Genomic DNA, 19,189 nt, shown 5'->3' with positions numbered 1-19,189 from the left:
GGGCGGATGACCTGCCGGTAAAGGAAGCACGTTTGGATGCTTGGTAAATTGCTAGTCTTCTTCGATGTTGCATATTAACCCTTTCTTTATTTTATTTGTCGGTTGGGAGAATTCTTATTTATTGATTTTTTCAATAAAAATTAGAAAATTTATTGTGAGATGTTATTGTTGGCAATCATATCATGTTTTACTGTTGATGGAAGCATGATTGTGTAAAGATGATATGTGTTTGTGTAATCGGTAGATTTTATAGTGGATTAACAAAAATCAGGACAAGGCGACGAAGCCGCAGACAGTACAAATAGTACGGCAAGGCGAGGCAACGCCGTACTGGTTTTTGTTAATCCACTATATAAGAAAACCGCCAAGGCGGTGCTTGACGGCGGAAACGGAGAGGCGGGCGGCATCAGAGCAGCTTGGAAACGACCTGTGCAAGGGCTTTTTGCCAGTCTGACGGTTTGATGCTGAAGTCGTTTTCGATTTTGCGGCAGTCCAAAATGCTGTATGCGGGCCTGGGGGCGGCGGTCGGATATTCCTTGTCTGAAACGGCAGTCAATTCGGGAACGGGGAAGGATGTCTGCTGTTGCGATGCCGCTTGGAAAATATGTTGGGCAAATTCGTACCAGGATACGGATTTGCCGCCGACGTAGTGGTAAATGCCGCGAACGGGATTGGACTGCTGCAACAGGCGGATGATGGCGGCGGACAAGTCGCCGGCATAGGTCGGGCAGCCGATTTGGTTGTGGACGGCGGACAGCGGGGAACGTTCCCGCGCAAGGTTCAGCATGGTGCGGACAAAGTTGTCCCCGTATTCGCTAAACAGCCAAGAAGTCCGCAGGATAAGGCTGTCGGGATTGGCAGACAGTGCGAGCAGTTCGCCGGCGGTTTTGGATTGTCCGTATACATTGGAAGGGTTGGTAAAGTCGCTTTCCTGGTAGGGTCTTTTCCCTTTTCCGTCAAAGATATAGTCGGTTGAGATGTGGATGAATCGGGCATGGGCGCGATGTGCTGCCAAGGCAAGGTTGTAAACGGCGGAAGCATTGACGGCAAATGCCGCTGCCGCATCGCCTTCCGCTTTGTCGACGGCAGTATAGGCAGCCGTGTTGACAATGGCGTCGGGTTGGAAACTTTTGACCATGTTGCAGACGGCATCGGCATCGGTAATGTCTAGGGATGCGGAATCCGTCGCAATGGTTTCCCAGTCTTCCGGAAGACGGTCGCGCAGGCAGCGTGCCAGTTGGCTTTTCGAGCCTGTCAATAGGATTCTCATGAGGTATTTCCTTTGGTAAAAGTGTATTGTAGGACTTGCTGTCGGTATTATAGTGCCAAAACTTTGCCGACGGTTGACGGGTTGGCTTTTTGTGCCATGGGTATTGTTTTGCGCCGACTTCGGCTAGAATATCGGTTTGCGATTCAAACCTGTCGGGTGTCGGGTCGGTATTTTCAAGATATTTTCAGGGGGGCGAAATGAGTGAGATTGGTTTGGTAAAGATCTATTCTGGAAAAGTGCGCGATTTATATGAAATCGACGATAAACGTATGCTGATGGTCGCTTCCGACCGCCTGTCCGCGTTTGATGTGATTTTGGACGACCCGATTCCGAGCAAAGGGGAGATTCTGACGCAGATTTCCAATTTTTGGTTTAAAAAACTGGCGCATATTATGCCCAACCACTTTACCGGTCAAACGGTTTACGATGTTTTGCCTGAAAACGAAGCCAAAGTTTTAGAAAAACGCGCCGTCGTGGCTAAAAAGCTCACTCCGGTGAAAGTAGAGGCGATTGTGCGCGGTTATCTGGCAGGCAGCGGTTGGAAAGATTATCAAAAAACCGGCTCGGTTTGCGGTATTCGGCTGCCCGAAGGTATGCAGGAAGCGCAACAACTGCCTGAAGTGATTTTTACGCCATCGACCAAAGCCGCAGTCGGCGATCACGATGAAAACATCAGCTTTGAAGAATGCGGACGCATTATCGGCAAAGAATTGGCGGAAGAAGTGCGCGCCAAGGCGGTTCGGCTTTACACCGAAGCGGCGGAATATGCCAAATCGCGCGGTATTATTATTTGCGATACCAAATTTGAATTCGGTTTGGATACAAACGGTACGCTGACGCTGATGGATGAGGTATTAACTCCCGATTCGAGCCGCTTCTGGCCGGCGGATCAATATGAAGTCGGCACCAATCCGCCGTCTTTTGACAAACAATTCGTCCGCGACTGGCTGGAACAAAGCGGTTGGAACAAAAAAGCCCCTGCGCCGAAAGTGCCTGCCGATGTGATTCAGAAAACTGTCGAGAAGTATCGGGAAGCATTGACTTTGCTGACTCAGGATTGATTTTTAAGTTTGAAGGCCGTCTGAAAGAAATATGGTTCAGACGGCCTTTTTATTGTATCAATACTGGATTTTAAGGATGGTTGCCTTTATAATCCGGAATTGCTTTCAGCGTCCGAAATGTCGTCTGAAAGCTTGTTTACAACCTGCCGCACGGTCTGAAACCCTAACTATGCACATTCGGATTTTAGTGTGCATTATTAGTGTTTTAGCAGTGCGGTATTTTGAAAGGAACAATGATGTTCGACAAACACGTTAAGACCTTCCAATACGGTAATCAGACCGTTACTTTGGAAACCGGCGAAATTGCCCGCCAAGCCGCCGCTGCCGTTAAAGTCTCTATGGGCGACACCGTGGTTTTGGTTGCCGTTACCACCAACAAAGAAGTGAAAGAAGGCCAAGACTTCTTCCCCCTGACCGTCGATTATTTGGAACGCACTTACGCCGCAGGTAAAATCCCCGGCGGTTTCTTCAAACGCGAAGGCAAACAAAGCGAAAAAGAAATCCTGACCAGCCGTCTGATCGACCGCCCGATTCGTCCGCTGTTCCCCGAAGGTTTCTACCACGACATCCAAATCGTAGCGATGGTCGTGTCCGTCGATCCCGAAATCGATTCCGACATTCCTGCAATGTTGGGCGCGTCTGCCGCGCTGGTGTTGAGCGGCGTACCGTTTGCCGGTCCGATTGGTGCGGCACGCGTGGGTTATATAAACGGCGTGTACGTTTTGAACCCGACTAAAGCCGAATTGGCGAAATCGCAATTGGACTTGGTGGTCGCCGGTACTTCAAAAGCCGTGTTGATGGTGGAATCCGAAGCCAAAATCCTGCCCGAAGACGTGATGCTGGGCGCGGTGGTTTACGGCCACGATCAAATGCAGGTTGCCATCAATGCAATCAATGAATTTGCCGACGAAGTCAATCCGGAACTTTGGGATTGGAAAGCACCTGAAACCAATGAGGAACTGGTTGCCAAAGTCCGCGGGATTGCCGGCGAAACCATTAAAGAAGCGTTCAAAATCCGTCAAAAACAAGCGCGTTCTGCCAAATTGGACGAAGCTTGGAGTGCGGTAAAAGAAGCCTTGATTACCGAAGAAACCGACACGCTGGCAGCCAACGAAATCAAAGGCATTTTCAAACACTTGGAAGCCGATGTCGTCCGCAGCCAAATTTTGGACGGCCAACCGCGCATCGACGGCCGCGACACCCGCACCGTCCGTCCGCTGAACATCCAAACCGGCGTATTGCCGCGCACGCACGGTTCCGCATTGTTTACCCGTGGCGAAACCCAAGCCCTTGCCGTAGCGACTTTGGGTACTTCGCGCGACGAGCAAATCATCGACGCGCTGTCCGGCGAATACACCGACCGCTTTATGCTGCACTACAACTTTCCGCCGTACTCTACCGGCGAAGTGGGCCGCATGGGCGCGCCGAAACGCCGTGAAATCGGTCACGGTCGTTTGGCTAAACGTGCATTGTTGGCCGTATTGCCGAAACCTGAAGATTTCAGCTACACCATGCGCGTGGTCTCCGAAATTACCGAATCCAACGGCTCTTCCTCTATGGCTTCCGTCTGCGGCGGCTGCTTGAGCCTGCTGTCCGCCGGCGTGCCTTTGAAAGCACACGTTGCCGGTATCGCGATGGGTCTGATTCTGGAAGGCAATAAGTTTGCCGTCCTGACCGACATTTTGGGCGACGAAGACCACTTGGGCGATATGGACTTTAAAGTGGCTGGTACGACCGAAGGCGTTACCGCGCTGCAAATGGACATCAAAATCCAAGGCATTACCAAAGAGATTATGCAAATCGCTTTGGCGCAGGCCAAAGAAGCGCGTCTGCACATCTTGGATCAGATGAAAGCCGCCGTTGCGGGCCCGCAAGAGCTGTCCGCACACGCGCCACGCTTGTTCACGATGAAAATCAACCAAGACAAAATCCGCGAAGTTATCGGTAAGGGCGGTGAAACCATCCGTGCGATTACCGCTGAAACCGGTACGGAAATCAATATTGCCGAAGACGGTACGATTACCATTGCCGCAACCACTCAAGAAGCCGGCGATGCGGCGAAAAAACGCATCGAGCAGATTACTGCCGAAGTGGAAGTGGGCAAAGTGTACGAAGGCACTGTGGTGAAAATCCTCGACAACAATGTCGGCGCGATTGTCAGTGTGATGCCGGGCAAAGACGGTTTGGTACACATCAGCCAAATCGCCCACGAGCGCGTACGCAATGTCGGCGACTACCTGCAAGTCGGTCAGGTGGTGAACGTGAAAGCATTGGAAGTGGACGACAGAGGCCGTGTCCGTCTGTCCATCAAAGCCCTGCTGGACGCGCCTGCCCGTGAGGAAAATGCCGCCGAGTAACGCTTAGGGTGAAAGTGCCGTCTGAACAGGTTTCAGACGGTATTTTTTACGGGTATCGGGAATGAATGGGGCTTACAGCCACAGGACGGCAAGTTTCCATAATGCCCATAATGATACGGATAATCCCGTACACAGGCGGATATATCGGTTTTGCATGATTTTTTTCAGTTGCAGGGAAAAAATGCCGATTGCCAAAAGATTGGGCAGCGTACCCAGTGCAAAGGCAAGCATATATAACCCGCCCGTTGCCGCACTACCGCTTCCCAGCGCGTAAAGCGACGCGCTGTAAACTAGTCCGCACGGCAGCCAGCCCCATAATATTCCGACCGCAAGGCAGGCGGGTATGGATTTTATGGGTAACAGCCGGTTGAGTATCGGGTTCAGGTTCCGCCATATCGGTTTGCCGATTTTCTCGATTTTTGCCGCCAAGGAAGAAATACCGCTCAAGTATAAGCCTAAAAAGAGCAGCAGGAGGTTGGCGGCCGTGTATAAAATATTCTGCAGGACGCGGGTTTGGTCGAGTGAAACGCCGACCTGTCCGATTAATCCGAGTATCAGGCCGATTGCCGTATAGCTGCTTACCCGTCCTGTGTTAAGCAGCAGGATCAGCCAAAAGCGGTTGATATGCGGGGGGAGTTGGAGCGCAAACGCGCTGCTTAATCCGCCGCACATACCGATGCAGTGCGTTCCGCCGAAGAAACCGAGTAGGAACAGGGTGAGGAAAGTGATGTCGTGGTTCATAGGCAGTTTGAAGTCAGATATTTTTCGGTGAAAGGGATGATTTCCGGCAGTCCGGCACATAGAATCCGCCGAGGGCATTGCCCGTGCTGTTAAAGTCTTGAATAAGGATGCGGTTTGCACCCTGTATTTCGATAATTTTGTAAAATCCGCCCTTTACTGCGCCGTCGGCGGGTTTGCCGTGTGCGTCAAAATACAGGATGGTGCGGTTTTGAAGATGCGCGCAATTTGAAACGGCCGGGTTTGCCGGTATGTTTCGGGTGCAGGCGGCAAGGATTGCACAAGGGAAAAGCAACAGTAATATGCGGAACATGGTGTTTCTTGTAAGGGGTAACAAACAGTATAATGGCTGATTTTAATCCTCAGGCGGCGGGAGATGGAAGCATTTCCCTTCGGTGCGGGGGATTTCGGATTCGGAAGCAACAGACGATACGGGATTTCGGAACAATATGAACACTTTGAAATTTACCAAAATGCACGGTTTGGGCAACGATTTTATGGTGATTGACGCGGTCAGTCAGGATTTTACCCCCGAGGACGCGCCGATTGCGGCATGGGCGGACCGTTTCCGGGGCGTGGGCTTCGACCAGCTTTTGGTGGTCGGGCGTTCGGAAACCGAAGGCGTGGATTTCCGTTACCGTATTTTCAATGCCGACGGCAGCGAGGTCGGGCAGTGCGGCAACGGGGCGCGTTGTTTTGCCCGTTTTGTTGCAGACAAGGGTTTGACCGATAAGAAAGAAATTTGTGTTGAAACGGCAAATGGCGTTATTTTTCCGAAATTGTCCGATAACGGCATGGTTACGGTCAATATGGGCAAACCGAGGTTTATGCCGTCTGAAATACCGTTTGTCCCCGAATCGGGCGAGGGGGATGATGCCTGTATTTACGGGGTGCATCTCGAATCCGGCATTCAGCCTGTCAGCTGCGTCAATATGGGCAACCCCCATGCGGTGATTGTGGTCGATGACGTAGAATGCGCGCAGGTGCGCGAAACCGGTTCGCTTATCGAACCGCACAGGCAGTTTCCCGAACGCGTCAACGTCGGCTTTATGCAGATTGTCAGCCGAACCGCGATTCGTTTGCGCGTGTTCGAGCGCGGCGTGGGCGAAACCCAAGCGTGCGGTACGGGCGCGTGTGCGGCTGTGGTGGCGGGTATCCGTCTGGGGTTGTTGGATGAAGGGAAAACGGTAGAGGTGATTTTGCCGGGCGGAACTTTATATATCGAATGGGCCTGCGGCGGCGATGTGATGATGACCGGCCCTGCGGAAACGGTGTTTGAAGGCGAGTTGGCGTATTCATGATTTTGCTGCATTTGGATTTTTTGTCTGCCTTACTGTATGCGGCGGTTTTTCTGTTTCTGATATTCCGCGCAGGAATGTTGCAATGGTTTTGGGCGAGTATTATGCTGTGGCTGGGCATATCGGTTTTGGGGGCAAAGCTGATGCCCGGCATATGGGGAATGACCCGCGCCGCGCCCTTGTTCATCCCCCATTTTTACCTGACTTTGGGCAGCATATTTTTTTTCATCGGGCATTGGAACCGGAAAACGGATGGAAACGGATGGCAGGCAGACCCCGAACATCCTCTGCTCGGGCTGTTTGCCGTCAGTAATGTATCGATGACGCTTGCTTTTGTCGGAATATGTGCGTTGGTGCATTATTGCTTTTCGGGAACGGTTCAAGTGTTTGTGTTTGCGGCACTGCTCAAACTTTATGCGCTGAAGCCGGTTTATTGGTTCGTGTTGCAGTTTGTGCTGATGGCGGTTGCCTATGTCCACCGCTGCGGTATAGACCGGCAGCCGCCGTCAACGTTCGGCGGCTCGCAGCTGCGACTCGGCGGGTTGACGGCAGCGTTGATGCAGGTCTCGGTACTGGTGCTGCTGCTTTCAGAAATTGGAAGATAATACGGTGCGGCCGTATCGGAACAAAAAGTTATAAAGAAAGAAATTTTGGATATTGGTTTTTTAGGCGGCATAGGTTTAGGATAAAGCCATATCCGAAATTTGTTTATGTTTCGGCGCAAATCCCCTGCAATCGGACAGGATGCCTATGGGGATTGCGCCTTACTGTCGAAACCTTATTATTCAGGAGCAGAAGATGAAAATTGCAAACAGCATCACCGAACTAATCGGCAACACGCCTTTGGTCAAACTGAACCGTCTGACCGAAGGTTTGAAGGCGGAGGTTGCCGTGAAACTGGAATTTTTCAATCCAGGCAGCAGCGTCAAAGACCGCATTGCCGAAGCAATGATCGAGGGTGCCGAAAAAGCGGGCAAAATCAACAAAAACACCGTCATTGTCGAAGCAACCAGCGGCAATACGGGTGTCGGTTTGGCAATGGTATGTGCCGCACGCGGCTACAAGCTGGCGATTACCATGCCGGAAAGCATGAGTAAGGAGCGCAAAATGCTGTTGCGCGCGTTTGGTGCGGAGCTGATTCTGACCCCTGCCGCCGAAGGTATGGCGGGCGCGATTGCCAAAGCGAAATCCTTGGTGGACGCGCATCCCGACACTTATTTTATGCCGCGCCAGTTCGACAATGAGGCAAACCCCGAAGTCCACCGCAAAACAACCGCCGAGGAAATTTGGCGGGATACGGACGGCAAAGTCGATGTCTTCGTTGCCGGCGTCGGCACGGGCGGTACGATTACCGGCGTGGGCGAAGTGTTGAAAAAATACAAACCCGAAGTTAAAGTGGTTGCCGTCGAGCCTGAAGCTTCACCCGTATTGAGCGGCGGCGAAAAAGGCCCGCACCCGATTCAAGGCATCGGCGCAGGCTTTATTCCGACCGTTTTGAATACCAAAATTTACGACAGCATTACCAAAGTGTCGAACGAAGCGGCTTTTGAAACCGCCCGCGCAATAGCGGAAAAAGAAGGCATTTTGGTGGGTATTTCTTCCGGTGCGGCGGTTTGGAGTGCGTTGCAGCTTGCCAAACAGCCTGAAAACGAAGGCAAGCTGATAGTCGTGCTGCTGCCTTCTTATGGCGAACGCTATCTCTCTACGCCACTTTTTGCAGATTTGGCATAATGCTTTAATCGGATTGTCGAAACATTCAGACGCATTTTTCGGTATCGGTGTAACGCCGTGCCGGAAAATGCGTTTTTGCGTATATGCCGAAAACGCCGGTTGTGTTTTAATCAGGTGTTGGTGCCGCCACATCGCTTGAGGGAAATATTTTTTATAGTGGATTAACAAAAATCAGGACAAGGCGACGAAGCCGCAGACAGTACAGATATAGTGGATTAACAAAAATCAGGACAAGGCAATGAAGCCGCAGACAGTACAGATAGTACGGCAAGGCGAGGCAACGCTGTACTGGTTTTTGTTAATCCACTATAGTACGGAACCGATTCACTTGGTGCTTCAGCACCTTAGAGAATCGTTCTCTTTGAGCTAAGGCGAGGCAACGCTGTACTGGTTTTTGTTAATCCACTATATTCGGGTTTTATCCGGCAGGACGGTTTTTTGCCCCAACGGAAAATAGCCTGCCTGCCCGTAAAATCAGCCGTTTGTCCGGGTGCAGCCGGGGCTTTGGGCTTCAGACGGCATATTTTCGGAATGGCGGCATTCTTGCCGTCGGCGCGGCAGCCGTATGGGGAAGGGAGGGGATATTGTGGTCGGTAACGGCAAAAAATATGCCGCACCATTGCTGGTGCTGGGTTGCGTGGTGTTCGGTCTGGGCAGTCTGATTGTCAGATCCGTCCCCGTCGGTTCGTATGCAATCGCATTTTGGCGGTTGCTGATTTCGGTGTTCGTATTTTGGTTTTTAGCACGGTTTTTCGGGCAAAAATTCCCAAAAAACAGGAAAACCGTCCGATATGCCCTGACGGCGGGCGTGTTTCTCGCTTTCGATTTGGCGTTGTGGCACGAAAGCATACACGCGGTCGGGCCGGGTATTTCCACCCTGCTCAACAGCCTGCAAATCTTTTTCTTGTCGGCAATCGGTGTTTTCTTTTTCGGCGAGCGTTTGAGCGGGCTGAAAAAGGCAGGCTTAATATCGGCAGTTGCCGGCGTGGCGATGATTGCCGGTGCGGAATTCGGCTACAACGGTAATGCGGTTTGGGGATTCGCCAGCGGTTTGGTATCGGGACTGATGCTCGCCCTGTCGATGGTGTTCGTCCGCAAAACCCATGAAATCGAGCCGGTGGCGCTTTTCCCTTCAATGATGATTTTGAGTTTGGGCGGCGCGGTATCGCTGGTTGTTCCGGCATTGCTGATGGATGGCGGCGTGCTTTATCCGACGACTTGGAAAGATGCGGGTTTGGTGCTTGTGTACGGCGTGGTGATGCAGTGCTTCGCGTGGGCGATGGTTGCCTATGCGATTCCGCTGCTTTCGCTGTCGCTGACGGGGCTGCTGCTTTTGTCCGAACCGGTTGCCGCCCTGTTCATCGATTATTTCGGGTTGGGCAAACCGATTGAAGGCGTGCAGTGGGCAGGGGTGGCGCTGACGCTTTCGGCAATTTACCTCGGTTCGCTGAAACAGCAGTCTTAATATTGATTCCATCAAGGCAGTATTGGCAGTTTTCCGTGCAAAACCTGCGTTACCGGACTGATATAGTGAATTAAATTTAAACCGGTACAGCGTTGGCTCGCCTTGCCGTACTATTTGTACTGTCTGCGGCTCGCCGCCTTGTCCTGATTTAAATTTAATTCACTATAGGTAGGAAAATCCGACAACGTTAGATCCGCCTGCAAAAGTGAGGAATAGCAAATGCCGTCTGAAACTATTTTCAGACGGCATTCTTGGCTTCCTGGCCTAACGGATTGCCGTACCGGCCCTGCCGAAATCGCCGAAGTTCATCAAAATGAACATTGCCTTGCCGACAACCAGCTTGTCATCCACAAATCCCCAGTAGCGCGAATCGGCACTGTTGTCGCGGTTGTCGCCCATAGCGAAATAGCGTCCTTCGGGAACTTTGCACACGAAACCGCTGCCGTCGTCGGCATATTGGCAGTGTTCCAAACCGCTTTGCTCTATGGAATATCCGTTTTCAGACATAATATCGGAGGTATATTTGCCCAATACGGGCAGGGAAACGGCAGGCTGTCCTTCTTTTTTCAGAATATTGAAGGATTTGCCGTCCAAACCGCTGTGGAACATATCCGTATTGTGGATTTCGGATGGGTCGGTGTCGTCGGGATAACGGTATGTGCCGTCAGGAATATCGGAAGCAGGTTTTCCGTTTACCGTCAAAACTTTATTCCGATATTCGACCACATCGCCCGGAATGCCGACAATACGCTTGATGTAGGTCATCTCCGGTTGCAAAGGATAATTAAAAACGACCACATCGCCCCGTTCGATTTTGCCCGTGGGGATGAATACATTGTTTAAAACGGGTACGCGCAGGCCGTAGGAAAATTTGCCGACCAAAATGAAATCGCCCTTAATCAGGCCCGGGCGCATCGAGCTGGACGGGATTTGGAACGGTTCGGCAATAAACGACCGGATGAGGAACAATACCAAAACGGTAGGGAAGAAACTGCCGAAATAATCGCCGAAGTGGCTGCTTTCCGAGATTTCGGGATGAGTCTTCAGGCGGTATTTGTATACCCCCCAAGCCGTACCGCACAATACAACGAAAATCAGGAAAACGGCGGTAAAGCTCATAAACAGGGACAAAGCGGCAAACACGCCGACCGCCGTCAGGATATAGGCGTATTCCAGACCGGAACTCCATTCACCGTTTTCCTGCCGCTTTTTGTCGCTTTTGAAATAAAGGATGATGCCGGCAAGCAGCGCGGCAGCCGCGCCCGACATTAGCATAATGTTCATTGTTGTTCCTTAACGGTTAAAAACCCGCCCGTCCGTGCAACCGTTTTTAAGAGGCGGTAAATCACAAAGTTTGTTGGCGGACGTGCTCTCTTACAATCAGGGCGGTTTAAGGGGCATGATGCACTGCCCCGTGTGCCGGATATTATTTGTCGCTCACCTGCAAAATTGCCAAGAACGCGCTTTGCGGGATTTCCACATTGCCCACTTGTTTCATACGGCGTTTGCCTGCTTTTTGTTTTTCAAGCAGTTTTTTCTTACGCGTAATATCGCCGCCGTAACATTTTGCCAAAACGTTTTTACGCAGGGCTTTGACGTTCTCACGGGCGATAATCTGACTGCCGATGGCGGCTTGGACGGCAATATCAAACATTTGGCGCGGAATCAGCTCGCGCATTTTCGATGCCAGTTCGCGGCCCCGGTGAACCGCGCTTTGACGGTGGACAATCAGGCTCAGCGCATCGACTTTTTCACCGTTGACCATGATATCCAGCTTAATCAAATCAGACGGTTGGAACTCTTTGAAATGGTAGTCCAACGAAGCATAGCCGCGCGAAGTAGATTTGAGTTTGTCGAAAAAGTCCATCACCACTTCGTTCATCGGCAAGTCGTAAGTCAGCATCACTTGGCGGCCCATATATTGCATATTGACTTGCACGCCGCGCTTTTGGTTGCACAAAGTCATGACGTTGCCGACATATTCCTGCGGCACGAGGATGGTTGCAGTGATAATCGGCTCGAGAATGGTTTCGATGCTGCCGATGTCGGGCAGTTTGGACGGATTTTCGACTTCGATTTTCTCGCCGTTTTTCAACACGACTTCATAAACCACCGTCGGCGCGGTGGTAATCAAGTCCATGTCGAACTCGCGTTCCAAACGTTCCTGCACGATTTCCAAATGCAACAGGCCCAAGAAGCCGCAACGGAAGCCGAAACCCAATGCTTGGGAAACTTCAGGCTCGAATTTCAACGAAGCATCGTTAAGCTGCAATTTTTCCAAAGCGTCGCGCAAGGCTTCGTAGTCGTGGCTTTCCACCGGATAAAGTCCGGCGAATACCTGGCTTTGCACTTCTTGGAAGCCGGGCAGCGGCTCGGAGGCGGGGTTGGCAATCAAAGTAACTGTATCGCCGACTTTTGCCTGTCCCAATTCTTTTACGCCGGTAATCAAAAAGCCCACTTCGCCGGCTTTGAGTTCTTGTTTTTGAACTGATTTCGGCGTGAATACGCCCAGCTGCTCAACCTGCGTTTCCGCCTTGGTGCTCATAAAGCGCACTTTGTCTTTCAGCTTGATGGTGCCGTTTTTCACACGAATCAGCATAACCACGCCGACATAGTTGTCAAACCACGAATCGACAATCACCGCTTGCAGCGGCGCATTTTCATCGCCGGCCGGTGCGGGGATTTTGGCAACGATTTCTTCCAAAACGTCTTCCACGCCGATGCCGCTTTTGGCGGAACATTGCACCGCGCCGACGGCATCGATGCCGATGATATCTTCGATTTCCTGTTCCACGCGTTCGGGGTCGGCGGCGGGCAGGTCGATTTTGTTCAAAACGGGCACGACTTCAACGCCCAAATCAATCGCGGTGTAGCAGTTCGCCACGGTTTGCGCTTCCACGCCTTGAGATGCGTCAACCACCAAAAGCGCGCCTTCGCAGGCCGACAGCGAACGGGAAACTTCGTAAGAGAAGTCGACGTGTCCCGGCGTGTCAATCAGGTTGAGCTGATACACCTGCCCGTCGCGCGCTTTGTAGTTGAGCGCGGCGGTTTGCGCTTTGATGGTGATGCCGCGCTCTTTTTCGATGTCCATAGAATCGAGTACCTGCGTACTCATTTCGCGCAAATCCAAGCCGCCGCAGTATTGGATAAAACGGTCGGCAAGCGTCGATTTGCCGTGGTCGATGTGGGCAATGATGGAGAAATTTCGGATATTTTTCATTAGAGTTATTTTGAATGTCGGACAGTGGGTTTTGGAAATGCCGTCTGAACAAACGGCGCTGCGTCCGAATGTCGGGCGCAACGGGATAAACAGCCCGACATTCTAGCGGAAAACCGCTGTTTTGGCATAAGTTTGATAAAGGTCTTATAAAGATTTGACGATTTCTGCCACCATTTTTGCGGAATTTGCCGCCGCCGTTTTCAAGAACTCGTCAAAGCTGATGTCTGCCTTTTCGTCTGCCGAATCGGAAACCGCGCGGATGATGACGAAAGGCGTTTCCAACTGATGACAGGTTTGGGCGATTGCCGCCGCTTCCATTTCTACCGCCTTAACTTCGGGGAAGTGCTTGCGGATTTCCGCCACGCCTTCGCTGCTGTGGACGAAGCGGTCGCCGCTGACAATCAGGCCTTGTTCTACCGCCGCGCCTTCAAACACTTCCGCCGCCTGTTTTGCTTTGCCGACCAAGAGGCCGTCTGAAACAAATACGGCGGGCAGTTGCGGCACTTGTCCCCAAACATAGCCGAATGCGGTTACATCGACATCGTGGTGCGCGATTTCTGTGCCGACCACGACATCGCCGACTTTCAAACCCTTGCCCAAGCCGCCCGCGCTGCCGGTGTTGATAACGCAGTCCGGTGCGAATTCACGGATAATCCAAGCCGTTGCAACCGCCGCGTTGACCTTGCCGATGCCGCTCAATGCAAGCACCATGCGTTTTCCCGCTAATTCGCCTTCATAGGCGGCAAACTTGCCGAAAGAGACGGCTTTGACATTTTCCATCATCTCGCGCAAAAGCTCGATTTCTTGTTCCATTGCGCCGATAACGGCTACTGTTTTCAAAGACATATTGCTGACCTGTTGTGAATTTCGGATAGAATGCCTGATTATACACGCTAACACGGCAGGATTGAGTGGAGGTGGTTTGTCCGTGCCGTCTGAAACGGTTTCAGACGGCACGGCGGGTTTTTGGTAGAATGGGAAGGTACAGATTGTTTGAAGATTAGGGGACGAGGATGTTTACCGATGAAAATATGACCGCAAAGGAAGAACTGTTCGCATGGCTGCGCCATATGAACAAAAACAAAGGTTCCGACCTGTTCGTGACGACCCATTTCCCGCCCGCAATGAAGCTGGACGGCAAAATCACCCGCATCACGGACGAACCGCTGACGGCGGAAAAATGTATGGAAATCGCCTTTTCGATTATGAGTGCGAAGCAGGCGGAAGAATTTTCATCGACCAACGAGTGCAACTTCGCCATCAGTCTGCCGGACACCAGCCGCTTCCGCGTCAATGCGATGATACAGCGCGGTGCGACGGCGTTGGTATTCCGTGCGATTACCAGCAAGATTCCCAAGTTTGAAAGCCTGAACCTGCCGCCGGTCTTGAAGGATGTCGCGCTGAAAAAACGCGGGCTGGTTATTTTTGTCGGCGGCACCGGCTCGGGCAAATCGACTTCGCTTGCCTCGCTTATCGACTACCGCAATGAAAATTCGTTCGGACACATCATCACCATCGAAGACCCGATCGAGTTTGTCCACGAACACAAAAACTGCATCATCACCCAGCGCGAGGTCGGCGTGGATACGGAAAACTGGATGGCGGCGTTGAAAAACACGCTGCGTCAGGCGCCGGATGTCATCCTTATCGGCGAAATCCGCGACCGCGAAACAATGGACTACGCCATTGCCTTTGCCGAAACGGGGCATTTGTGTATGGCGACGCTGCACGCCAACAGCACCAATCAGGCACTCGACCGCATCATCAACTTTTTCCCCGAGGAGCGGCGCGAACAATTGCTGACGGATTTGTCGCTCAACCTTCAGGCGTTTATTTCGCAACGCCTCGTTCCGCGAGACGGCGGCAAGGGCAGGGTGGCGGCAGTCGAGGTGCTGCTCAATTCGCCCCTGATTTCGGAGTTGATTCACAACGGCAACATCCATGAAATCAAAGAAGTGATGAAAAAATCCACTACCCTGGGTATGCAGACCTTCGATCAACACCTTTACCAATTGTATGAAAAAGGCGATATTTCCCTGCAAGAAGCATTGAAAAATGCCGATTCCGCACACGATTTGCGTTTGGCGGTACAGTTGCGCAGCCGCCGCGCGCAAAGTTCCAGCCCCGATTTGGAACTGCTCTGATGGCGGTATGGATTTCCGGACGGATGGTTTGAAATGATTTATCCGTGGCATAATGAGCAATGGCGGCAGATTGCGGAACATTGGGAGCGTCGTCCCAATGCATGGCTGTTTGCCGGCAAAAAAGATACGGGGAAAACTACATTTGCCCGCTTTGCGGCGAAGGCACTGTTGTGCGAAACCCCTGCACCGGGCTGCAAACCCTGTGGCGAATGTATGTCCTGCCATCTGTTTGGACAGGGAAGCCATCCCGATTTTTACGAAATCACGCCCCTGACGGACGAACCCGAAAACGGACGCAAACTGTTGCAGATCAAAATCGATGCCGTCAGGGAAATCATCGATAATGTGTACCTGACTTCGGTACGGGGCGGTTTGCGCGTGATTCTGATTCATCCTGCGGAAAGTATGAATGTCCAAGCCGCCAACAGTTTGTTGAAAGTGTTGGAAGAGCCGCCGCCACAAGTGGTCTTTTTGCTGGTCAGCCACGCGGCGGACAAGGTTTTACCGACCATTAAAAGCCGCTGCCGGAAGATGGTTTTGCCCGCGCCTTCCCATGAAGAGGCATTGGCATATCTGCGTGAAAGGGGTGTGGCGGAACCTGAGGAACGTCTGGCTTTCCATTCCGGAGCGCCGCTGTTTGATGAGGCGGACGGTGTCCGTGCGTTGCGGATTAAACTGTTGGATATTTTGGCAGAACCGAGGTTGTTGAAGATTTTGGATTACGCCGCGCTTTTCGATAAGGAAAAACTTCCGCTCGCCGTATTTGTCGGGTGGATGCAGAAATGGCTGGTCGATTTGGGATTGTGCCTGCAACACATGAAACCCGTCTATTATCCCGCTTATGAAGACAGGCTGCTTCAGACGGCATCCGGTTTCCGCCCGCGCAATGTATTTGCGGCGGAGGATATGCTCAAACAGCTTGCCCCCTACGGGTTTCATACTTTAAATGTCAAAATGCAGATCGAGCATCTGCTCATCAATTATTTGGAATTGAAGAAAGAGAACGGGTGAATTATGTCAGACGGACAAAATATTCCGGCAAAAATGATGTCGTTGCAGCTGAAAGACATGAATCTGCTGTACAGCTCCTACATGCCGTTTTTGGAACACGGCGGTCTGTTTGTGCAGACCGACGACGTATTTTCCATCGGGGACGATATTCTGCTTGCCGTAGAAATCCTCAACTTCCCCAAACTGTTCCTGCCGACCAAAGTCGCCTGGATCAATCCTGCGCGTACTTCCTCCAAACCCAAAGGGGTGGGGCTGGCATTCACAAAACACGAAAACTGCCTGAAAGTCAAAGATCAGATCGAAGTCGAACTGGGCAACACAATCGGCGGCAGCAGACCTACGTTTACCATGTAACGCCATGCATATCATCGATTCGCACTGCCACCTCAATTTTGAAGGTTTGAAAGAACGCCTGCCCGAAGTTTTGTCCAACATGGAAGCAAACGGCGTGGGGCAGGCGCTCGCCATCAGCGTCAGTAGGGAAAGCTTCTCCGAAGTCTTTGCCATCGCCGAAGCGCACGAACACATCTATTGCACCATAGGCGTACATCCCGACAGCAAGGAAGCCGAAGAATTTTCTATTGCGGAAATGGTTGCCGCAGCCGCCTCGCCGAAAGTGGTCGGCATTGGCGAGACGGGTTTGGATTATTACTGGTGCAAAGGCGATTTGTCCTGGCAGCACAAACGCTTTGCAGACCACATCGAAGCAGCCAATCAAACCGGACTGCCCGTTATCGTCCATACGCGTGATGCGGCGGCGGATACCTTGTCTATCCTGAAAGAATGCCGGGTTAATTCGGGCGTTATCCACTGTTTTTCCGAAGACATCGGTTTTGCCCGTGCAGCAATGGATTTGGGGCTTTACATTTCTTTCTCGGGAATCGTTACCTTTAAAAACGCCCCCTTGGTTCAGGAGGCGGCGAAATATGTGCCGGACGACCGCATTTTGGTGGAAACCGATGCGCCGTTCCTCGCCCCCGTTCCCAAACGCGGCAGGCAGAACGAACCGGCTTTTGTGCGCCATACCGCCGAACATATCGCCAAATTGCGGAACCAAACATTGGAACAGGTTGCGGCATATACGACGGAAAACTTTTACCGGCTGTTTCAAAAAGTACCCGATATGCGGGTCGTCTGACCCTGTGCCGACGATAAGGAAAACCATGAAGGCAATTCATCCGTATGCATGTCCGCGCTGCTGCCGGCTGCCTGCCAACACGTTTCGGACAGGCATGGCAAATTCCGCTTCCAAATTCTGCATTGCCAAAGGCGGCAGACGGGAAGTAAAAAAAGACGAAAGCGGCGGCGGATATGCCCTGTGCCATTTGCCGGACAGTAGGATTGTCGAGGAGTGGGAATATTTCCGTTCACAACATTGATATTGCGCGATATACAGCAAATATTGTGGGAAGTTTCCGCTTTTGCGTATAATGCGCCCTACCTGACAAATTTTGTCAACTTTATCAAAAGGAATAAGCGATGGCTTCCATCCACGACCAAATTAAAGAAGTAGTAACGACACACCGCGTCGTATTGTTTATGAAAGGTACGAAGCAGTTTCCGCAATGCGGTTTCTCTTCCCGCGCCGTGCAAATCCTGAACGCGGCGGGCTGCACCGATTACGTTACCGTCAACGTATTGGAAAATCCCGAAGTACGCCAAGGCATTAAGGAATACAGCGACTGGCCGACCATCCCCCAACTTTATGTGAACGGCGAGTTTGTCGGCGGTTCGGACATCCTGATGGAAATGTATGAGGCAGGCGAGCTGCAAGAGCTGCTGAAAGCCTGATGGATTCGGCAATGCCGTCTGAACGTGTTTCAGACGGCATTTTCTTTTCCGGCAAATCAAAAAAAAGTATAATGGCGCGTCTCAAAATCACACTGGAACACCGCGATGAACGTTAATGTTATCAACCATCCGCTCGTCCGCCACAAATTAACCCTGATGAGGGAGGCGGATTGCAGCACCTACAAATTCCGGACGCTTGCCATCGAGCTGGCGCGCCTGATGGCATACGAGGCAAGCCGTGATTTTGAAATCGAAAAATACCTTATCGACGGATGGTGCGGTCAGATTGAAGGCGACCGCATCAAGGGCAAAACATTGACCGTCGTTCCCATCCTGCGTGCAGGTTTGGGTATGCTTGACGGCGTACTCGACCTGATTCCGACTGCCAAAATCAGCGTAGTCGGACTGCAGCGCGACGAGGAAACGCTGAAACCCGTTTCCTACTTCGAGAAATTCGTGGACAGCATGGACGAACGTCCTGCCCTGATTATCGACCCGATGCTGGCGACGGGCGGTTCGATGGTTGCCACCATCGACCTTTTGAAAGCCAAGGGCTGCAAAAACATCAAGGCACTGGTGCTGGTTGCCGCGCCCGAGGGTGTGAAGGCGGTCAACGACGCGCATCCCGACGTTACGATTTACACCGCCGCGCTCGACAGCCACTTGAACGAGAACGGCTACATCATCCCCGGCTTGGGCGATGCGGGCGACAAGATTTTCGGCACGCGCTAACTGACTGATTTTCGGAGTTGATATGAATTTTCAAGACTATCTCGCCACATTTCCTTCAATCGACCATCTGGGCGGTTTGGACGTTCAGGATGCAGATGGCAAAACGGTTCACCACATTCCTGCCGTTCAGGGTAAGCTCGGTTCGCTCAAGTTGTACAACGCTTTGGCAGAACGTTTTGACGGAAAATTGGACAAAGAAGCGGCAGAACAGGGTTTGATATGGTTTGCCGAACACGTTGCCGACGCGCGCGCCCATCCCGGCAAGCATCCCAATATCGACCTGCTTGAAAAAGTTGTGCAAAGCGGCGAAACCTTGCTGCTCAAGCCGCTTGCCGCGCAATAATTTTCGACCATGCCGTCTGAAATCCGTT

At 51.9% G+C, this 19,189-nt stretch carries 20 protein-coding genes and 1 pseudogene; 14 read left to right on the top strand and 7 right to left on the bottom strand.

Going from position 1 to position 19,189, the window contains the following annotated elements; all coding sequences use genetic code 11:
- Positions 1-406 precede the first annotated feature (406 nt).
- Complete coding sequence (rfbD, locus tag IUJ45_RS02905; RefSeq protein WP_002234764.1) at positions 407-1,270, bottom strand: dTDP-4-dehydrorhamnose reductase; 864 nt, start codon at positions 1,268-1,270, stop codon at positions 407-409.
- 197 nt (positions 1,271-1,467) lie between these two features.
- On the opposite strand from rfbD, the gene IUJ45_RS02900 reads away from it, so the two are divergent.
- Together IUJ45_RS02900 and pnp are read left to right on the top strand one after the other, a co-directional pair.
- A complete protein-coding gene (locus tag IUJ45_RS02900) occupies positions 1,468-2,331 on the top strand; it encodes a phosphoribosylaminoimidazolesuccinocarboxamide synthase (RefSeq protein ID WP_002229244.1) in 864 nt (287 codons plus the stop codon).
- Between the two features lie 233 nt (positions 2,332-2,564).
- The gene (gene pnp / locus IUJ45_RS02895; RefSeq protein ID WP_079278851.1) at positions 2,565-4,688 is read left to right on the top strand and encodes a polyribonucleotide nucleotidyltransferase; all 2,124 of its coding nucleotides are present in this window, start codon (positions 2,565-2,567) and stop codon (positions 4,686-4,688) included.
- Positions 4,689-4,760: 72 nt separating this feature from the next.
- On the opposite strand, the gene IUJ45_RS02890 is transcribed toward pnp, so the two are convergent.
- Both IUJ45_RS02890 and IUJ45_RS02885 read right to left on the bottom strand, forming a co-directional pair.
- Positions 4,761-5,429, bottom strand: coding sequence for a sulfite exporter TauE/SafE family protein (locus tag IUJ45_RS02890; RefSeq protein ID WP_002214027.1), 669 nt, complete (start codon positions 5,427-5,429; stop codon positions 4,761-4,763).
- A gap of 13 nt (positions 5,430-5,442) precedes the next feature.
- Positions 5,443-5,739, bottom strand: coding sequence for a hypothetical protein (locus IUJ45_RS02885; protein WP_002236842.1), 297 nt, complete (start codon positions 5,737-5,739; stop codon positions 5,443-5,445).
- 136 nt (positions 5,740-5,875) lie between these two features.
- On the opposite strand from IUJ45_RS02885, the gene dapF reads away from it, so the two are divergent.
- From dapF to IUJ45_RS02865, 4 genes are all read left to right on the top strand, one after another.
- The gene (gene dapF, locus IUJ45_RS02880) at positions 5,876-6,727 is read left to right on the top strand and encodes a diaminopimelate epimerase (protein WP_002236843.1); all 852 of its coding nucleotides are present in this window, start codon (positions 5,876-5,878) and stop codon (positions 6,725-6,727) included.
- Positions 6,724-7,329 (top strand): hypothetical protein, encoded by a 606-nt coding sequence (locus IUJ45_RS02875; RefSeq protein WP_002219540.1) that lies wholly within the window; start codon positions 6,724-6,726, stop codon positions 7,327-7,329. Before dapF ends, IUJ45_RS02875 begins: the two co-directional genes overlap by 4 nt.
- A 193-nt stretch (positions 7,330-7,522) precedes the next feature.
- Positions 7,523-8,455, top strand: coding sequence for a cysteine synthase A (cysK, locus tag IUJ45_RS02870; RefSeq protein WP_002217611.1), 933 nt, complete (start codon positions 7,523-7,525; stop codon positions 8,453-8,455).
- A gap of 565 nt (positions 8,456-9,020) precedes the next feature.
- Complete coding sequence (locus IUJ45_RS02865) at positions 9,021-9,920, top strand: DMT family transporter (protein WP_014580527.1); 900 nt, start codon at positions 9,021-9,023, stop codon at positions 9,918-9,920.
- A 60-nt stretch (positions 9,921-9,980) separates the two neighbouring features.
- Here IUJ45_RS02865 and IUJ45_RS11145 read toward each other — a convergent pair.
- From IUJ45_RS11145 to IUJ45_RS02850, 4 genes and pseudogenes are all read right to left on the bottom strand, one after another.
- Positions 9,981-10,087 (bottom strand): annotated as a pseudogene (locus IUJ45_RS11145) (IS5/IS1182 family transposase); the annotation flags it as partial.
- A gap of 97 nt (positions 10,088-10,184) precedes the next feature.
- Positions 10,185-11,204, bottom strand: coding sequence for a signal peptidase I (gene lepB / locus IUJ45_RS02860; RefSeq protein ID WP_002236844.1), 1,020 nt, complete (start codon positions 11,202-11,204; stop codon positions 10,185-10,187).
- Positions 11,205-11,346: 142 nt separating this feature from the next.
- Positions 11,347-13,140 carry a translation elongation factor 4 gene (gene lepA, locus IUJ45_RS02855; RefSeq protein WP_002236845.1) on the bottom strand — a complete coding sequence of 598 codons (1,794 nt, stop codon included), beginning with the start codon at positions 13,138-13,140 and terminating at the stop codon, positions 11,347-11,349.
- Between the two features lie 144 nt (positions 13,141-13,284).
- Complete coding sequence (locus tag IUJ45_RS02850) at positions 13,285-13,986, bottom strand: 5'-methylthioadenosine/adenosylhomocysteine nucleosidase (protein WP_002246090.1); 702 nt, start codon at positions 13,984-13,986, stop codon at positions 13,285-13,287.
- Positions 13,987-14,153: 167 nt separating this feature from the next.
- Between IUJ45_RS02850 and IUJ45_RS02845 the strand changes: the two genes are divergently transcribed.
- The 8 genes from IUJ45_RS02845 to IUJ45_RS02810 all read left to right on the top strand — a co-directional run bounded on the left by IUJ45_RS02845 (position 14,154) and on the right by IUJ45_RS02810 (position 19,161).
- On the top strand, positions 14,154-15,284 hold the full coding sequence (locus IUJ45_RS02845) for a PilT/PilU family type 4a pilus ATPase (RefSeq protein WP_002214012.1): 1,131 nt from the start codon (positions 14,154-14,156) through the stop codon (positions 15,282-15,284).
- Positions 15,285-15,317: 33 nt separating this feature from the next.
- Entirely contained in the window at positions 15,318-16,295 is a 978-nt protein-coding gene (locus IUJ45_RS02840; RefSeq protein WP_002249303.1) for a DNA polymerase III subunit delta', read from the top strand.
- 3 nt (positions 16,296-16,298) lie between these two features.
- Entirely contained in the window at positions 16,299-16,649 is a 351-nt protein-coding gene (locus IUJ45_RS02835) for a PilZ domain-containing protein (RefSeq protein WP_002249304.1), read from the top strand.
- A 4-nt stretch (positions 16,650-16,653) separates the two neighbouring features.
- Positions 16,654-17,433 (top strand): TatD family hydrolase, encoded by a 780-nt coding sequence (locus IUJ45_RS02830; RefSeq protein WP_002249305.1) that lies wholly within the window; start codon positions 16,654-16,656, stop codon positions 17,431-17,433.
- Between the two features lie 25 nt (positions 17,434-17,458).
- The gene (locus tag IUJ45_RS02825; RefSeq protein WP_002219531.1) at positions 17,459-17,674 is read left to right on the top strand and encodes a putative hemolysin; all 216 of its coding nucleotides are present in this window, start codon (positions 17,459-17,461) and stop codon (positions 17,672-17,674) included.
- A gap of 100 nt (positions 17,675-17,774) precedes the next feature.
- Positions 17,775-18,086, top strand: a complete 312-nt coding sequence (gene grxD, locus IUJ45_RS02820; RefSeq protein WP_002214004.1) for a Grx4 family monothiol glutaredoxin — start codon at positions 17,775-17,777, stop codon at positions 18,084-18,086.
- A 105-nt stretch (positions 18,087-18,191) separates the two neighbouring features.
- Positions 18,192-18,818: a uracil phosphoribosyltransferase gene (upp, locus tag IUJ45_RS02815; protein WP_002214002.1), complete on the top strand. Its 627-nt coding sequence runs from the start codon at positions 18,192-18,194 to the stop codon at positions 18,816-18,818.
- 22 nt (positions 18,819-18,840) lie between these two features.
- Positions 18,841-19,161: a DUF2322 family protein gene (locus IUJ45_RS02810; RefSeq protein WP_002214001.1), complete on the top strand. Its 321-nt coding sequence runs from the start codon at positions 18,841-18,843 to the stop codon at positions 19,159-19,161.
- Positions 19,162-19,189: the final 28 nt, after the last annotated feature.

The sequence above is a fragment of the Neisseria meningitidis genome (assembly GCF_022869645.1).
Classification (GTDB): Bacteria; Pseudomonadota; Gammaproteobacteria; order Burkholderiales; family Neisseriaceae; genus Neisseria; species Neisseria meningitidis.
This window is presented reverse-complemented; position numbering and strand designations above follow the sequence as displayed.

Coding starts and splice junctions, on each gene's coding strand:
- lepB (WP_002236844.1), bottom strand. CDS start 11,204: ATGAACATTATGCTAATGTCGGGCGCGGCTGCCGCGCTGCTTGCCGGC.
- IUJ45_RS02885 (WP_002236842.1), bottom strand. CDS start 5,739: ATGTTCCGCATATTACTGTTGCTTTTCCCTTGTGCAATCCTTGCCGCC.
- IUJ45_RS02830 (WP_002249305.1), top strand. CDS start 16,654: ATGCATATCATCGATTCGCACTGCCACCTCAATTTTGAAGGTTTGAAA.
- grxD (WP_002214004.1), top strand. CDS start 17,775: ATGGCTTCCATCCACGACCAAATTAAAGAAGTAGTAACGACACACCGC.
- upp (WP_002214002.1), top strand. CDS start 18,192: ATGAACGTTAATGTTATCAACCATCCGCTCGTCCGCCACAAATTAACC.
- IUJ45_RS02900 (WP_002229244.1), top strand. CDS start 1,468: ATGAGTGAGATTGGTTTGGTAAAGATCTATTCTGGAAAAGTGCGCGAT.
- IUJ45_RS02875 (WP_002219540.1), top strand. CDS start 6,724: ATGATTTTGCTGCATTTGGATTTTTTGTCTGCCTTACTGTATGCGGCG.
- IUJ45_RS02845 (WP_002214012.1), top strand. CDS start 14,154: ATGTTTACCGATGAAAATATGACCGCAAAGGAAGAACTGTTCGCATGG.
- IUJ45_RS02825 (WP_002219531.1), top strand. CDS start 17,459: ATGAAGGCAATTCATCCGTATGCATGTCCGCGCTGCTGCCGGCTGCCT.
- IUJ45_RS02835 (WP_002249304.1), top strand. CDS start 16,299: ATGTCAGACGGACAAAATATTCCGGCAAAAATGATGTCGTTGCAGCTG.
- IUJ45_RS02890 (WP_002214027.1), bottom strand. CDS start 5,429: ATGAACCACGACATCACTTTCCTCACCCTGTTCCTACTCGGTTTCTTC.
- IUJ45_RS02865 (WP_014580527.1), top strand. CDS start 9,021: ATGGGGAAGGGAGGGGATATTGTGGTCGGTAACGGCAAAAAATATGCC.
- IUJ45_RS02840 (WP_002249303.1), top strand. CDS start 15,318: ATGATTTATCCGTGGCATAATGAGCAATGGCGGCAGATTGCGGAACAT.
- pnp (WP_079278851.1), top strand. CDS start 2,565: ATGATGTTCGACAAACACGTTAAGACCTTCCAATACGGTAATCAGACC.
- lepA (WP_002236845.1), bottom strand. CDS start 13,140: ATGAAAAATATCCGAAATTTCTCCATCATTGCCCACATCGACCACGGC.
- cysK (WP_002217611.1), top strand. CDS start 7,523: ATGAAAATTGCAAACAGCATCACCGAACTAATCGGCAACACGCCTTTG.
- IUJ45_RS02850 (WP_002246090.1), bottom strand. CDS start 13,986: ATGTCTTTGAAAACAGTAGCCGTTATCGGCGCAATGGAACAAGAAATC.
- rfbD (WP_002234764.1), bottom strand. CDS start 1,270: ATGAGAATCCTATTGACAGGCTCGAAAAGCCAACTGGCACGCTGCCTG.
- IUJ45_RS02810 (WP_002214001.1), top strand. CDS start 18,841: ATGAATTTTCAAGACTATCTCGCCACATTTCCTTCAATCGACCATCTG.
- dapF (WP_002236843.1), top strand. CDS start 5,876: ATGAACACTTTGAAATTTACCAAAATGCACGGTTTGGGCAACGATTTT.